This window comes from Geodermatophilus sp. SYSU D00867, from assembly GCF_054050315.1.
The window spans coordinates 135,637-151,348 of record NZ_JBJGZC010000002.1 but is presented as its reverse complement, the minus strand read 5'-3'; the positions used below and the strand labels follow the sequence as shown (position 1 = coordinate 151,348).

The window sequence follows — 15,712 nt, the reverse complement described above, 5'->3', positions numbered from 1 at the left end:
GTGTACAAGATCTGCGTCGTCGGCCTGGGCGGCTCGGGCGGCAAGACCCTGCAGTTCCTCATGGACCAGCTGCGCTCGGAGCTGTCCGCAAAGGGCTGGACCGCCGACCACCTGCCCCGGTGCTGGGAGTTCGTGCACATCGACGTGCCCTCGGCACCCGACGGCGTCGGCCCCGGCCTGCCGCAGACCGTGCCGGCGCAGGGCGGCACGTACATCCCGGTGAGCAACCCCACCGACAGCTACGCCGTCCTCGACTCGGCGCTGCAGACCACTCTCTCCTCCCAGCCCACCGGCAGCCAGCTGCGCCAGCTGGCCCGCTGGCGCCCGGACCCGGGCAAGGTGACGACGCCGATCACCGAGGGCGCCGGTCAGTACCGGGCGGTGGGGCGGCTGCTGACCCTGGCCCGGGCCGGCCTGGTCTACGACCGGCTGGTCCCGGTGGCCGAGCGGCTCAACCAGGGCGCGGCCGACAGCGACCTGCGCACGCTGTCGAACCTGCTCAAGCTCGACGACAAGGGTTCCCAGGGCACGCTGGTCTTCGTCGTGTCGTCGCTGGCCGGCGGCACCGGCGCGTCCATGACCCTCGACGTCTGCAACCTGCTGCGCGCCGTCGGCGGGCAGGTGCCCAACTTCCCCGCCGAGCAGGCCCTGGCCTTCCTGTACACGCCGGACGTGTTCGAGCGGCTGCAGGCCAACCGCCGGGCCGGGGTGAACGCCAACGCCCTCGGCACGGTCGCCGAGCTCATGTCGTCGATGGCCGCCCGGCAGGCGCCGTGGACCCCCCAGGAGTGGTCGGTCTACGGCGGCGTCCCGCAGCCGGTGAAGCCCGGCCGCGGGCCGCTGCTGGCCTTCCCGGTCGGGGCCTACAACGGCATCACCGGTGCCCGGTTCGGCGACGGCGCCTCGGAGACCGTCTACCGCGGCTTCGCCCGGTCGCTGGCCTCGCTGTTCGTCTCCGAGGCCCAGCAGACCAGCCTCAAGGCCTACGCCATCGGCAACCTGGAGTCCGCGGCCACCTCCCTGCAGGACCGCACCCAGCTCAGCGTCCAGCCCGCCAGGCACGGCGCCGAGATCGAGACCACCGAGCCGCTGGTCTTCGGCTCGATCGGCTTCGCGTCCCTGGGCCTGGGGCGGGACCGGTACGCCGAGTACGCCGCCCAGCGGCTGGCCCGCCGCGGGCTCGAGCGGCTGCTCCGCGGCCACTGGGACGTCACGGTGCACAGCGGCGAGCGCAGCCCCCAGCAGGCGGTCGCCGCCACGGCGGCCGAGTACTACCCGCAGTTCCTGCAGTGGGCCGGCCTGCCGGACCTGCGCCTGCGGGACACCAGCTACCTGCGGCACCTGGTCGACGACGTCTGGACCGCCCAGGCACGCGAGACCCTCGCGGCGAACTCCACCTCCACCGCCGTCGCCCCGGCGATGGTGCCGGGCTACGCGGCGAAGGGCGCCCACTTCGCCCAGCAGCTGGCCGGGTTCATCACCTCGTCGTTCCAGAAGACCGTGGACGAGGCGGACGCCGAGCTGCGCGAGGCCGCCGCGAGGTGGGTGCAGGACATCCAGGTCCGGCTGGAGAAGGCGGTGCTCCTGGTCGCCGGCGAGCGCGGGCTGCCGGTGGCCGAGCGGGTGCTCGAGACGCTGGCCTCCGACCTCCAGGCGGCCGCCGACCAGCTGATCCGGAACTCCGCGACGACGCTGCACCCCCAGGAGATCGCCGCCGACGTCACCGCCGAGCTGCAGACGGTCACCTCGGCCATCGACGCCAACCACGGCGTCGTCGGCCGGGCCGTCACCCGCATCCGGCAGCACTTCGCCGACCTGTTCGTCCGCAAGGGCGCGGCCCTGGCCGGTGACCTGCTCGCCCAGCTCGGCACCGACCTGCTGCCGCCCCTGCGCACCGGCCTGCAGCACGCCCGCGAGGCGCTCGAGGCCGCCGAGCGGGCGACCGTCGGCGCCGCCCCGGTGTCGACCGTGGCGACGACGGAGGTGCAGCAGTGGCCGGTCGGTGACGACGTCCCCGGCCGCTTCGCCACCGCCGAGAACGAGGTCCTGCTCGAGGACATCGCCACCTACCCGCGGTCGTTCGCCGACCAGCTGGTGCAGACCTTCAACGGCTTCGCCCCCGGCGGCGGCACGGTGTCCGCCGAGCGCGCCGAGGAGCTCGCCGTCTTCGAGGCACTGACCTGGCTGCACGCCGACGTCCGCGGTGGCGTCCGCCCGGCCGAGCGGCTCACCGGCATCGACGTCAACGGCTCGCCGGTGCGGATCGGCCGCCGGTCGGAGTGGTGGCCGCAGGCGCTCGCCTCCCTCAACCCGTCCCGGCGGGCCACCTACCGCGTCGAGCTCGACGCGACGGCGCTGCTCGACGGCGCCCGCGTCTGGGTCAACCGGCCCGACCAGGTCATGGGCGGGTTCATCCAGCAGGGGCTCGACGCCTACCTCCGCCGCGAGGGGGCGGGGCTGCACGAGCGGGAGGCCCTCGCCCGCCACTTCGTCGACCGCTTCGAGGCGGCGCTGCAGCTGGCCGCCCCGCTCGTGGCCGTGGACACCGGGATGGTCCAGGCGGTCCACGACGTCCGGGTCGAGGTGACCTACCAGTTCGGCGAGGTGCCCCTGACGGCGCACCGGGACGTCGTCGAGCGGATGGCCGACGCGCTGCGCCGCGGCGCGAGCGACCACGACGCCGTCGAGCGGCTGCACCACGCGGTCACCGAGGGGCCGCAGAGCCGGATCGACATCCTGGGCAACTACGCCGGCATCTACAACCCGGTCGTCTTCTCGTCGCTGCAGCGTCCCATCCGGAAGCAGTGGACCGAGTCGAACTCCCCGCAGCTGCGCGGCAGCTTCTGGCGCTGGCGCCGCGGCCGGTCGCTGACCGACTTCGCCCCGGTGTCCCGCACCTGGCTGCAGGCCATGGTCACCGGCTGGCTGGTCGGCCGGCTCACCGGCGAGGTGCTCGTGCCCGGCGAGGGCCCGATCCTCGACGGCGGGGTCGCGGTGTGGTCGGAGGAACTGCGCACCTTCACCCGGCTGCCGCACCCGCTGCTCGGCGCCGAGGACCCCGCCCGCGACGCGCCCGGCTGGGGCCTGCTGGCCGCCGTCGTCGAGTCCCTGCCCCTGGCCCTGGCGCTGTGCGACGGCAACACCCAGCTGCCGGCGCTGCAGCCCTACCAGGCCCTCTTCCAGCTCGGCCGGTTCCTGCAGTCGGCCGACGAGCGGCAGCCGAACGACGCGCTGCTCACCTGGATCCGGGACGGCCGGACCCGCAGCGGTGCGCTGCCCTGGGGCGAGGCCCCGGTCGTGGCGACGCCGGAGCAGCGGCTGGCCGAGGCCCGGGAGTGGTGCGCGTCGCTGGGTGAGGACGCCACGAGCCTGCTGCCGCCGGACGCGTCCGTGCCGGGCCCGCGCGGGGAGTTCAGCACCGTGAGCCCCCACAACTTCTGGAAGGTGCCGCGGGACTGGGAGATCGCGCCGCAGCTGCTCACCGCGAGCTCCCAACTGCTGGCCAACCTGGAGCTGCCCGACTACACCGGGCTCTCCCTGGCGTCGCAGGCGTCCAGCGGCATCACCCGGACGCGCGCGTGACCGCCCCCGGCTCCGGCCCCATGACGGTCGTCCTCGGCAGGTTCGGCGGCGGCGCGGCGGCGGACGTCCGGGAGGTCGTCCGTGACTGGACCGCGGCCGACCTGCTCGGCCCGTCGGTGTGGATCGACCTGGACCAGCCGGCCGGGCCGCCGCGGCTGACCGTCGTCGACCGGGACGGCGCGCGCACGTCCCCGGCCGAGCAGTGGCTGGCCGTCTCGGGCATCACCGGGGCGCGCGTGGTGCTGGTGCAGGTCTTCACGGACGACGCCGGTACCGCGCCGCGGCCCGCCGTCCCGGCGACGACCGCGGCCCTGGCCCTGCTCGAGCGGATCGGCCTGGGCCACGCGCCGCTGGTCAACCTGCTCGTCCCCGCCACCGGTGCCACGCCCGTCCCCGAGGACGCCGTCGTCGGGTCCCGGCCCAACGTCCTGCTGCAGGCCCGCGATGGGCAGAGCCCGACCGCGGTGAGCCGGCCGGTGCCGGCCGGCGAGCTCGCCGCGCACGCCGCCTCGGGCCTGGCCACCGTCGCCGGGCTCTGGACGGCGATGGCCGAGGCGCCGTTCGACGGCACCCAGGTGTGGCCGGGCACGCAGGTGACCGTCGCCCGCGCCTACGCCCGCACCCTGGACTCGCAGGCGGTGTTCACCGGGCTGTCCGAGCAGGTGTACCGGGCCGAGGGGCCGCTCCCCCGGGCGCGCACGCCCCGCGGGGACCGGCTTCCCGACGTCCCCGACGTGCAGGCGCTGCCCGCCGCGGAGGCCGCGGCGACCGCGGTCCTGGAGCTGCACCGCGACCTGACCCGGTTCGCCGCCCCGCCGCCATTCACGCCCGCGCCGCGCACCGGCGTCGGGCTGCTGCAGGCGGTCCGGATGTTCCTGTCCTTCCTGTGGGCGGCGATCCGGAACGCCCCCAAGGCGTGGGTCGAGGGGCTGGTGCACCGGACCGCCGGCGCGCTCGCCGGGTGGGCCAACGACCGGCTCTTCGGCGACCGGTCGGGCTACGAGGTGCTCGTGCTCGGCGTCCGGCCGGCCAACCGTCCGCCGCAGTCGGCCGACGAGGACGACATCAGCGTGCTCATCGACGAGGCGACGCGGCTGTCGGCCCAGGTGTCCCCGGGCAGCGAGGTCGCCACGGTCGACGCCGGCGCGTTCTGGAGCGAGGTCACGGCGGTCGGCGTCAGCCTGGCCGACGGGTCGGCGGTGCACCCCGGCGTGCGGATGCCCCAGTTCGGCCAGGACCGGCAGGTGCTCGACCGGCCGGAGCTCATCGTCCCGCCGCCGGACGAGCCCGCGCACCGGCTGCCGGTCGGCGCGCTGCCGGAGGTCGGCGCCGTCGAGGTGCACCCCGACGACCCCTACCTCGCCGCCCAGGCCCACCGGCTGCTGACCGGCGAGCGCGACCGGCCCGCCGCGGGCGCGAACGACCCGTCCCGGTACGCCGTCCTCGACGGCACCCTGCGGTCGCTGGGCGCCTGGATGGCCCGGCAGCGCAGCTTCACCTGGGCGCTGGGCTCGTCGCTGTCCTGGGAGCTCGAGCAGGCCCGCCGGACGCTGAGCGAGGCGATCGGGACGGCCGGGGACACCGGCGGCGACGAGCCGCCGGCGCGCATCCTGGAGACCCAGCGGCGCACCCGCCGGTTCGTGCTCGGCGCCCTGGCCGCGGTGGTGGCCGCCCTGCTGCTGGTCGCCGGGCTGGTCGTCGGCGAGGTCCTCTCCGTCCTCGTCGGCAGCCTCGTCGGCGTCGGCCTGCTGGTCGCGTGGTTCGCCAGCTCCGCGCTGGTGTTCATGCGCCGGCAGAAGGAGCTGTTCACCTGGCTGCACGAGCGCGACGAGCAGCGGGCACGCCGAGAGTGGGCCCAGAGGCACGTCGCCCACGTGGCGCGCGAGGTGCAGCGGCTGGGCGTGCTGTACCGGCAGAGCCGGCTGTGGACCCGGGTGCTCTCCCGCGTCGTCCACGACCCGTTCGGCGCGACCGGGACCGCCGACGAGGAGTCGGCCTACCCGGCCGGCCTGTCCGGGACGCTGCCGCTGTCGCTCGCGGTCGGCTCCGCCGGCTTCTCGGCCGACGAGCACGTCCAGCTGGTGCACGAGGCCCGCCGGGCCCAGGTGCACGTCGGCTGGCTCGGCGCCCAGCTGCAGGCCCGCATCCAGGCCGCACTGGCCGCCCGCTCGCAGCGCTACGGCCGGGCCGAGCACTCCGCCGTCTGGAGCGACACCGGGTACTCCGACCAGGGCCCGCTTCCCGAGCTGGTGCGGACGCTGGGCACGCCCGAGGACCGGCACGCCGCCGCGGCCGCCGCCGACGCGCGGCTGGTCGACTGGCTCACCCGGCTGGGTGCGGAGCGCGGGCTGGAGTGGTCGCTGGCCGTCGTCCACCCGACGGTGACGGTGACCGCGGGCATGCGCGAGGAGACGGTGTCCGGCCCGGCGTTCCTCTCCCCCGTCCTCGGGAGCGCCGCCCACCTCGACCGGGAGGGCTTCAGCTCCACCGGCGCGGTGATGCTGGCCAACCAGGTCGAGTCCACCGTGCTCGCCGCGGTCGGCGTCCCGGTGCCCCCGGGCGCGGCCACCCAGCTGCGGGTCGTCCCGGCGGCCGGCCGGCGCAGCATGGACCGCTTCGTCGCCCGCCTCGACCTGACCCGCCAGCTCACGCTGGACCAGGTCGCGCACTTCACCCCGTCCACGCCCGAGGCGCCCGAGCCGCCGGCACCGGTGTCGCGCGGCATCGGCACGAGGAGCTGACCGCCGTGCTGTGGGACCTGCTGACGCTGACCGGCCAGCTCTTCCTGCTCATGTGGCTGGCCACCGCGCTCTTCTGGGGCCTGGCCGGCGCCGCGGCGGCCGCCGCGCTGGGCCGGCCGGCCTGGCAGGGCCTGCTGCTCGGAGCGGCGCTCCCCGGCATCGGCCCGGTCGTGCTGCTGGTGGTCGACGTCGTCCGCCGCGGCGGCGCCGCCGGCGTGCGCGCACGGCCGGCCGCGCCGTGGCGGGTGCGCGGCGCCCGGGAGGCGGCCGTCGCGCTCGCCGTCCTGGGCGCCGTCGCGGTCGTCGTGGTGACCGGTCTGCGCGACACCCGGCTGGCCGTGGTCACCGGCGAGGTGTCCTTCACCGTCCGCGACCTCGGCCTGACGACGGCCACCGGGGCCACCGTCCTCGTGCTGCTCGGCGCCGCCGTGCTGGCCTGGCGCCGGCCGAGCCGGATCGCCGCCGTCGCGGTCGCCTGGTGCGCCTCCTGGTGGCTGCTGTGGGCCGCCGGCGCGCTGCTGGTCGGCGACACGCTGCGGGTGCTCGCCGACTCCACCGGCCTGGCCGACGCCCTCGACGCGGCGGTCGAGGTCGGGACGTCGTGGTGGCTGCTGCTCGGCGTCGCGGTCGCGCTGCTCGCCTGGAGCACCGGGCTGGTCGTCACGGGCGCCCGCGGCCGGGTGCCGGAGCCGCTGACGCCCGGCCTGCCCCGGCCCGGGCTGCCCCTGCCGCGGGCCGGGGCGGACCCGTTCGCGGACCCGTTCGCGCCGCGCACCCCGTTCGCGGCGCCGGACCCCTCCGCCGGGCCGGCCGACCCGTTCGCGGGTCCCGGCCCGCGGCCGGGCTCAGGAGGCTGGTGAGGCGTGCGCCAGCGCCCTGACCACCGCCGCCGCGTCGGGGCGGGGCTCCGGGACGACGACGGTGCCCAGGCCGCTCGCGGCCACGGTGCCACCCGGCTCGGGGGCGGCCAGCACCACGCGGTAGCCGGACGCCGCGGCGCCGCCCTCCTGGTCGGTCACGGTGACCACGACGCCCGGACGGCCGTCGCCGGCCGTGGTGACCGCCCGCGACCCGGTGCGCAGGCCGATCTCGGCGGTCCAGGCGCGGAGGAACTCCTCGGGGTCGTCGGCCAGGCCGAGCTGCCGCGGCGGCTGGGGGCGGTCGCTGACCGCCACCACCGTGACGGCGGGCTGGTCGGCTGCCGCGGCGAGGGCCTGGACGGCGCCCAGGACGCTGGCCACGGTGCCGGCCACCAGCCGCGGGCGCATGGACGCCGACAGGTCGAGCACCGCGGTCACCGGGACGCCGCTGGCGACCAGGCCGGCGTGCCCGGCCAGCGCCGTGGCCTCGCGCAGGGCCTGCGGGACCTCCACGTGCTTGGACGCGGGTCCGCCGCCGCGCAGCCACGGGTCGCGGGTCGGGACGTAGGGCACCTGCTGCGGCAGGACGGCGTAGCCGGTGTCGGCCGGCGCCAGGCTCAGCGCCACGGTCGCGGTGCCCCCGACGGTGTCCAGGCCGGGGTGCTGGAAGGCCTCCTCCGTGCCGGCGCCCGGGCCGGTGCGCACGACCAGCGACAGCGACAGCGGGTGCGCCGTCGGCGCGGTGACCACCAGGTCCAGCCGCTGCCACCCCGCGGGCAGCGCGGCGGCGTCGAGCAGCCAGGTGTCGTCCGCCCAGGGCTGGCGGCGCAGCCCGGGGACCTCGTCGTCGGGGAAGCGCAGGTGCTGCCCGGAGGCGGTCACCAGGTGCGCGGCGACCTCGTCGCCGGGCCGCAGCCCCTGCCACTCGACCAGGCACTGGGCGCCCGGCAGCGGCTCGCGCTGGTTGACCGTCATGAGCACCGTCATCGGGTAGCTTCCCCCTCCGGATCCGGATCGTCCGTGTCCCGGCCACCCGGCCGGACGCCGCCGCAGTGTGACAGAGCGCCGGCCCGCCCGGGCTCGCTGCCGGCCCGTCCGCGCGTCCCCTCCGGGGCGGCCTCCCCCGCCGTCCCGTCCCCGCACCACACGAGGAGTCCCCGTGGCGTCCGCCCTCTACAGCGAGCTGCGCACCGCGCGTGACCAGCACGGCGTCGCTCCCGATGCGAGCGACGGCGTGCTGCTGCTCATCGCCCGGTCCCGCGTCGGGGACCCCGACCAGCTCGCCGGGCTGCTGCGGGACAAGGGCATCACCCTCGCGCCGTCGTCGGTGCAGGAGCTGGCCCGGCTGGTCCGCGAGAGCGGTGGCGGGACGCCTGCCCCTCCCCCGGCCGCCGCGCCCGCGTCCGGCGGCGCCATGGGCTTCCTGACCCGCGTCGACGACCAGCCGGCCGGCCGCGTCGTCGACAGCATCCCGCCGGTGCCGGCCGCGCCTCCGCAGGCGTCCTCCCGGCGCGACCGCGGCGGGCTGTCCCCCGAGCACGTGGCCTCCCGCAGCGCCGCGGGCACCCTCCCGCCGCCCGCCTACCCGGCGCCGGCGGCCGGGCCCGCCGCCGCTCCCGGGCCGGCCCCCGCCCCGCAGCGCCCGGCCGCCGCTGCCCCGCCGCCCCCGGCTCCCGTCCCGGCCCCGGCCCCGGCTCCGGAGCCCGAGCCCGCGCCCGCGCCGGTGGCCGAGGAGCCGGGCCTGCCCGGCCCCGAGGCGTTCTCCGACGACGTCGACCAGTGGGCGACCCGCGGCGACAAGGTGTCCACCCGCCGCGTCGACGACCGGACCGTCGACATCTCCTGGCCGGCGCTGGACGCGTCCGGCCAGTCGGTCGTCTACCTGCTCGTCGCCTCCTCCACCGGCATCCCGCCCCGCCCCAGCGCGGGCACCCGGGTGCTCGTGACCGACGAGCCGCGCGCGTCCGTCCCGGCCGGCACCGGACCGTTCGTCTCGGTGTTCAGCTACACGGCGGACACCGCCTGGAGCCTGCCGACGGTGCAGGCGGTGCACCACGCCGCCGGCCGGGTCGTGCCCGAGGTCGCCGACCTGCACGTGAGCGTCCACAACGACGCGGTGGTGCTCAGCTGGACCGCACCCCGGGGCGTCAGCCGCGTGCGGGTGCTGCGCAGCCTCCCCGACGAGGCGCTGCCTCCCACCTTCGACGCCGCGCGGGAGATCGGCAGCACCCCCGCCTACGCCCGCGACACCGGCGTGCTCCCCGGCCGCCGCTACGAGTACCGGGTCCTCACCCAGTTCACCGAGGGGTCCGTGACCCACCTGTCGACGGGCATCGAGGCCGTCGCCACCATCCCGGCGGTCCCCCAGCCGGTGACCGACCTGACCGCGACCGTCTCCGGCGAGACGGCGGTGGCGCGGGTCGAGCTGCGGTGGACCACGCCGGAGCTCGGCACCGTCGTCGTCTACGAGACCGGCGACAAGCCGGAGCACGCCGCCACCGGGCGGGTCATCAGCCGCGGCCAGCTCGACGTGCTGCCGCTGGGGCGGCCGGTGGGCGAGCCGGTGCTCTCCGAGGGGCCGGTGTCGATGGTGCCGGGCATCCCGTTCCGGCAGGCCGAGGGCGCCCGCCGCGCGTACACGCCGGTCACGCTCATCGGTGACCAGGCGGCGGTCGGGCCGGCGGCGGTCGTCGACCTGCTCGGCGCCCCGCGCGACGTCGCACTCACCGAGCGGGTGGGGTGGCAGCTGCTGCGCTTCGCCTGGCCGGTGGGCGCCACCTTCGTCGAGGTCGAGCGCGGCGGCATCGGCGGGCCCCCGGACGGCACCCCGGCGGTGCGCATCTCCGAGCAGGAGTACCGGCGGCTGGGCGGCATGCGCCTGGAGAACCTGCCGGTCAACGGCTGCGACCTGCACCTGCGCGGCTCGGTCCGGTCGGGCGGCGTGTGGACGCACGGCCCGACGACGGTGGTCACCTACCCCGGCCGCTGGGTCCTGTACTACAGGATCGACAAGGTCGGCCGGATCGGCCGCCGCCGGCAGCTGTCGCTCTACGTCGAGCGGCCGTGGCAGGACGCCGCACGGGTGGCGTTCGTGACCCGGCAGGACCGCATGCCGCTCAACCCGTGGGACCTGGAGCGCCCGCCCGACCACACCATCGACGTCCGCGGCAACACCCTCGTGCCGCACCAGTGGACGCCGGTGGGCGAGCTGCCGCCCGAGGGTCCCGGCTACACCCGGCTGTTCGCCCAGCACGAGCGGGCGGGCTGGCCGGCCGTCGTCCCGCCGCCGAGCGTGCCGCGCCCGCCGGGCCCGGCGCCCGCGCCCCTGGCGCCCGGCCAGCTGCGGTGCGTCACCTGCGGCACCACCCAGGACGCGCAGCCGACGCTGTTCCGCTGCACCGGCACCTGCCAGCCGGCGGTCGACCCGGTGCTCTCGGGCTTCCTCGGCGAGGCGACCGAGGACCGGCCGCTGTTCGCCGCCTCGGCGCCGGGCATGGACAGCGTCGCGTGCCCCAGGTGCAGCACGCCGTCCCGCGAGGTCGTCTGCAAGGCGTGCCACTCGCCGCTGCAGTCCCAGGCGGCGGCCACCGACCCGGTGACCGTCACCGTCGTCGGCGCGCGCGGCACCGGCAAGACGACGTTCCTGGTCCGGCTCTGCGACTGGGTCGAGAAGGTGTGGGGCCCGGCGACCGGCGCACCGGCGACGCCGCTGGACTCCCACACCGTCGGCCGGCTGCAGGCCATGCGCGAGTCCCTCACGGACGGCCGCGCGCTGCCCTCCACGATGACCGTGGAGCAGAACCCCGACCTGCTCACCCCGATGCTGATGACGCTCGACCAGTGGGGTGGCCGCGCGCGCACCCTCGCGCTCTACGACGTCGCCGGGGAGGACACCGAGCGCCCCGGCGCCCTGGCGCCCTACGGCCCGACGATGGCGCGCAGCGACGCGCTGCTGTTCCTGCTCGACCCGCTGCAGATCGAGGACGTCCGCAACTTCCTCGAGGGGCAGATCCCGCTGCCGCCGGTGGCCGGCAACCCGCTCACCGTGCTGAACAACGTCATCACCGAGATCCGGCGGCGCACTCAGGAGACCGGGCCGCTCCGCATGCCGCTCATGGTCGCCGTCAGCAAGCTCGACGGGATCCACGAGGCGGTGGGGACGCCCGGCACCGACCTGTCCGAGCTGCTCAACGGCGGGTCCGCCCTGATGCACGACCCGACGGCGGGTGACTCGCTGGCCTTCGACCCGTACGACCGCTACCAGGTCCACGAGGAGACCCGCAGCCTGCTGCTGCGGCTCAACGCCATGCAGTTCCTCTCGCTCGCCGAGGGGTCCTTCTCGCGGGTCGAGTACTTCTCGCTGTCCGCGCTGGGCCACTCGCCGGCCGGCGCCACCCTCTCGGAGGCGGGCGTGTCCTCCTTCCGCGTGCCCGACCCGCTGCGCTGGCTGGTCGCCGGCCGCTGGCCGGGCCGCTGAGGGGAACGGGGATGCTGCGCGCGCAGTTCACGTACACGGCCTCCCGCCGGCCCGGTCCCTTCGACACCGGCGCCGGCTGGAAGGTGTCGGCCATCTCCAAGGTCGGGCCGGTGTCCGACGACGTCATCCGGGCGGCGGCCCGCAACGTCGGCGGGTTCGTGCCGCCGCCGCTGCCGGAGCTGGCCTCGAAGGCCGACGTCGACGCGCTGCCGCACTGCCTGCGGCTGGACGTGCTCGACGGGCCCGAGCCGCTGGCCTGCCTGAGCTCCATCGTGGCGGCCGGGCCGGACTACTCGGGGCGGCCGAACACCTTCGCCCACGGGCTGGTCGTCTCCGGCGACGGGCTGGCGGACGGGCGGGACCGTCCCCTGCGCCCCGCCGACCTGTGGGACGCCGCCCTGTGGCAGCGGCCGCTGGGCGCCCAGGCGGCCGAGGAGACCCTGCTCGACGAGCACCTGCGCGACCTCACCCGCGGCCCGCTCGACGACGCCGCCCTGGAGGCCTTCACCCGCGCCCACCCGGACCAGCGCGAGCTCGTGCTCGCCGCGGTCGAGCGGTTCCTGGGTGGCGCCGGCCCGCTGGTCGTCGTCGGTGACGGGTCGTTCTCCTCGGTGGCCACCTGGCTGCACCTGGCCGGGCGGCTCCTGCTGCCCACGTCGGCGTGGCGGCTGCCGTTCAGCACCTACGAGCGGCTTCGGGATCCCCGCACGGCCACCGGCTGGCGGTTCGCCGTCGTCGGTGTGCCGGCGGCCGACGCCGCGGCCGCCGCGGCCCTGCCGGGCAGCCGGTTCACCGTGCTCCGCGACGACGAGAAGCCGGTGCGCGCGGGCCTGGGGCGCTGGACCCTCCACGACGGCGCTCCCCTGACGGCGGGGCCCTGGGCGCGGCTGGCCGAGTCGGTCATCAGCGCCGAGTTCCTGCCGGTGGTGACCGACCAGGTGGAGGCCCTGGCCGCCGCGGTGGGGAACTCGACCGCCGACCGGCCGATGTGGGCCCTGGGTGCCGCGGTCCTGCTCGACGACGACCTGGCGGAGTTCTTCGGCTCGGACGCCGCGGAGGTGGCCGCCGCGCACTGGCCGGCGCGCGTGGACGCCGAGGAGGTCCTCGAGCGGGTCCTGGAGTGCGTGGAGCGGCACGCCGCCCCCGGCTCCGACGCCGCCGCCCGCATCCGCGAGCGCCTCACGTCCGATCCCGACAGCCCGATGGCGCAGCGGGCGGTGCTGCGTCCGGTCCTCGCCGCACTCGAGACGCCGGCGGACTTCGAGCGGCTCGCGCACACGCTGCCGCAGCGGCCGATCGAGGTCGCTCCGGCGCTCCGGACGGATCTCGGCGGTGCCGTCGCCGACGCGCTCGGCCGTGTACCGCAGGCCGACGACCCGGTCGGGGCGCTCCTGGCGGTCGCCGCCGTGATGGACCACGTCTCCAGTCCCCTGGAGCTGCGGCTGCGGGCGGTCGAACTGGCCCGCGAACTGGTGGTGCCCAGGCTGGTCGAACCGGCGGCCGATCCGGTCCGCCGCGGCTGGCCGCCGGTGCCCTCCTGGCTGTGGGAATCGCTGACCCGGGAACTGGCCGCGACACCACAGCTGGAGCACGGCATCGAGCTGCCCGGCGAGAACCTGTCGGCGGCCACGCACGAGTGGCTCGGATCGCTCTCGCTGCCGGCCGGGGAGCTGACGGCCGAGGCGCTGCGCAGGACGGGACCGGTCGAGTGGGAACGCGCCGCCTACCGGCTGTACGTGCGCCGGGACCGGGACGTCACGCCGCTGGAGCGGGCCGCGGCCTTCCTCGGCACCGTGCGTTCGGGCGCGGTCAACGACGGCACTGCCATCGACCGCTGGGCCAGTCGGGCTGCCGACGACGCGTATCCGCGCAACTCGCTCGACGTCCCCACCGCGACCGTCCTCATGGACGCGATACCGGGCGAGGTGCCGTTCGCCGTCGCGCTCGCCACCGTCCTGCAGCGCACCCCTCCCTCACCGGAGACCCGTGCGGCGGCCGTGCGCCTGCACGAACGCGAGGTGGTGCCCCGCAACGTCGAGCACGTGGTGGAGCGGCACCGGCGCTTCGAGGAGCCGGCCGCCACGTCGGTCCCCACGGGCGGGACGCCGGTCACCGTGGCCGGGCACCCGGCCGCGCCCTCGGCGGCTGCCATCCCTCCCGGTGAGGTGCTCGTCACCGACAGGGCCCAGCTCCTGCACCTGCTCACCGAGCCGCAACGGCTCGGCGCGCCCCGGTCGGCGTGGATCCCGGTCGCCGAGGCGCTGCTGCGCGTCGACGTCCGCGTGCTGCCGATGGAGAAGCTGCCACAGGCCACGTGGGAGGACGCCATGCCCTGGGGCGACGGCTGGGCCCGGCTCGACGCCGAGCAGACCGATCCCGGCTCGCGCACCCTCCTCGCCGCCCACCTGCTCTGCCGCGGAGCGCGGGCACGCTGGTGGCTGCGCGAGGACTGGGCGGCCGGCTGGCTGACGGAGAAGGGCGAGGAGCGGAACACCGTCTGGGCCGAGACGATCGCCGGCCGGTTGCTGCTCCGCGGCGACCCGCGGATCGGCATCGAGGACCTGGTCCGGGTCCTGACCGAGCAGGCGCCGCGCAAGCCGTCGGGGACGTTCTCCGACGGGGGGAAGCGCGATGACGCCTGGCGGGAGGACGCCCTCACCTGGGCACGCCGGCTGGCCGGGTCGAAGCCGCGTCCGTCACCGGTCCCGCGAGCGCGGTGAGCGCCCCCGTGCGCGGCCCCGTCGTCCAGGCGACGTGGCGGCCCGGGACGGCCGGGCCGGTGCGGTGGGAGCCGCAGGTGGTCTCCCGATCGCCCTGGCGGATCCGGTCGAGCGGAACGAGCGCGGGCGACCGCCGTCCCGTCGCCGGGTGTCGACCTGCTGCTGCCTCGGCGGGCCGGAGGCAGCAGCAGGTCGACGAGCGGCGCGAGGGTCAGCCGGCGAGCAGGTCCAGCAGCCGGTCGAGGTAGGGCACCTGGCCCTTCACCAGCTTGGCCCGCGCCTCGTCGACGCCGAACCAGGCGGCGCGGTCGATCTCGGGGAACTCCTGCAGCCGCCCCGACCGCGGCGGCCACTCGATCGTGAACGTGTTGCTGACGGCGGCGTCCGCGTCGAGATCGCCCTCGCCGGCCCACACGGTGAGGACCTTGCCGCTGGTCCGCAGCTCACCGAGCGGCACCAGCGACGTCGCCGGCACCGGGCTGCCGAGCTCCTCCTCGAACTCGCGGTGCGCGACCGCGAGCGGGTCCTCGCCGTCGGCGTACTCGCCCTTCGGGAACGACCAGGCGCCGTCGTCCTTCCTCGCCCAGAACGGCCCGCCCATGTGGCCGAGCAGCACCTCCACGTGCGGCGCGCGCCGGTACAGCAGGACCCCCGCGCTCCGTCTCGGCACCGGCTCAGCCTGTCACGGGCAGCGCGGTCCCCGGTCGCCGTTGCCGCGGCCGTTGCCGCGGCCGTCCTGGCCCCGGCCCGGCGGGTCGTCGCAGGGGACCGGGGGCTCCGCGGTCGGGACGGGCGCGGCCGTCGTCGGAGCGGGCGTCGCCGCCGGGACGGCGGCCGGCACCCCGGCGACTCCCTCCGGGGCGGCGGCCGGGGAGGTCGGGGACGGCGGGGGCGCGGCCGACGACGGGTGCGGCGACGCGGGGCGCGCGACGGGGACGCTCGGCGCGGCCGTCCGCACGACGGGCGGCGCCGCGTCCACCGCCGTCCCGCTCACGGCCGGCGCGACCAGTACCGCCAGGCCGCTGACGGCGAGCAGCACCGCGAGTGCACCGAGCACCGCGAGCCACCGCCGGCGCGACGGCGGCCGCGCCGCCCGGTGCCGCGAGGAGGTGGGCAGCCGGTCCGTGTCGAGCCCGTCGGAGAGCCCGTCCAGCAGACCGCCGGACGGGCCGTCGGGCGGGGGCTCGGGAGCGGTGCGCACCCGGCCGAACGTACGGACGGGACGACCCGGTTCCGGCCACCGACCCGCTCCCCCGTGCCCGCCCGGCAACGTCTCGGCGCTCCCGTCACACCCGCCCCAGACGCTCCACGCGGATGACCGGACCGGTCCGT

Annotated in this window: 8 protein-coding genes; 5 read left to right on the top strand and 3 right to left on the bottom strand. The window is 76.8% G+C overall.

Annotated features, from left to right (window positions below; genetic code table 11):
- The 3 genes from ACI8AK_RS02755 to ACI8AK_RS02745 are packed head-to-tail and all read left to right on the top strand — an operon-like array spanning window position 1 to window position 7,183.
- Entirely contained in the window at window positions 1-3,582 is a 3,582-nt protein-coding gene (locus ACI8AK_RS02755) for a tubulin-like doman-containing protein (RefSeq protein WP_387988808.1), read from the top strand.
- Complete coding sequence (locus tag ACI8AK_RS02750) at window positions 3,579-6,323, top strand: hypothetical protein (protein WP_456955055.1); 2,745 nt, start codon at window positions 3,579-3,581, stop codon at window positions 6,321-6,323. Before ACI8AK_RS02755 ends, ACI8AK_RS02750 begins: the two co-directional genes overlap by 4 nt.
- Window positions 6,324-6,328: 5 nt before the next feature.
- Window positions 6,329-7,183, top strand: coding sequence for a hypothetical protein (locus ACI8AK_RS02745; RefSeq protein ID WP_456955054.1), 855 nt, complete (start codon window positions 6,329-6,331; stop codon window positions 7,181-7,183).
- On the opposite strand, the gene ACI8AK_RS02740 is transcribed toward ACI8AK_RS02745, so the two are convergent.
- The gene (locus ACI8AK_RS02740) at window positions 7,169-8,170 is read right to left on the bottom strand and encodes a hypothetical protein (protein WP_456955053.1); all 1,002 of its coding nucleotides are present in this window, start codon (window positions 8,168-8,170) and stop codon (window positions 7,169-7,171) included. The two genes, ACI8AK_RS02745 and ACI8AK_RS02740, sit on opposite strands and share 15 nt — an antisense overlap.
- 172 nt (window positions 8,171-8,342) lie before the next feature.
- Here ACI8AK_RS02740 and ACI8AK_RS02735 point away from each other — a divergent pair, with 172 nt between their 5' ends.
- A complete protein-coding gene (locus ACI8AK_RS02735; protein WP_456955052.1) occupies window positions 8,343-11,660 on the top strand; it encodes a hypothetical protein in 3,318 nt (1,105 codons plus the stop codon).
- Window positions 11,661-11,671: 11 nt separating this feature from the next.
- Window positions 11,672-14,380 carry a GAP1-N2 domain-containing protein gene (locus tag ACI8AK_RS02730; protein WP_456955051.1) on the top strand — a complete coding sequence of 903 codons (2,709 nt, stop codon included), beginning with the start codon at window positions 11,672-11,674 and terminating at the stop codon, window positions 14,378-14,380.
- 211 nt (window positions 14,381-14,591) lie between these two features.
- On the opposite strand, the gene ACI8AK_RS02725 is transcribed toward ACI8AK_RS02730, so the two are convergent.
- Complete coding sequence (locus tag ACI8AK_RS02725; RefSeq protein ID WP_456901843.1) at window positions 14,592-15,050, bottom strand: NUDIX domain-containing protein; 459 nt, start codon at window positions 15,048-15,050, stop codon at window positions 14,592-14,594.
- Between the two features lie 12 nt (window positions 15,051-15,062).
- The gene (locus tag ACI8AK_RS02720; protein WP_456955050.1) at window positions 15,063-15,581 is read right to left on the bottom strand and encodes a hypothetical protein; all 519 of its coding nucleotides are present in this window, start codon (window positions 15,579-15,581) and stop codon (window positions 15,063-15,065) included.
- Window positions 15,582-15,712: the final 131 nt, after the last annotated feature.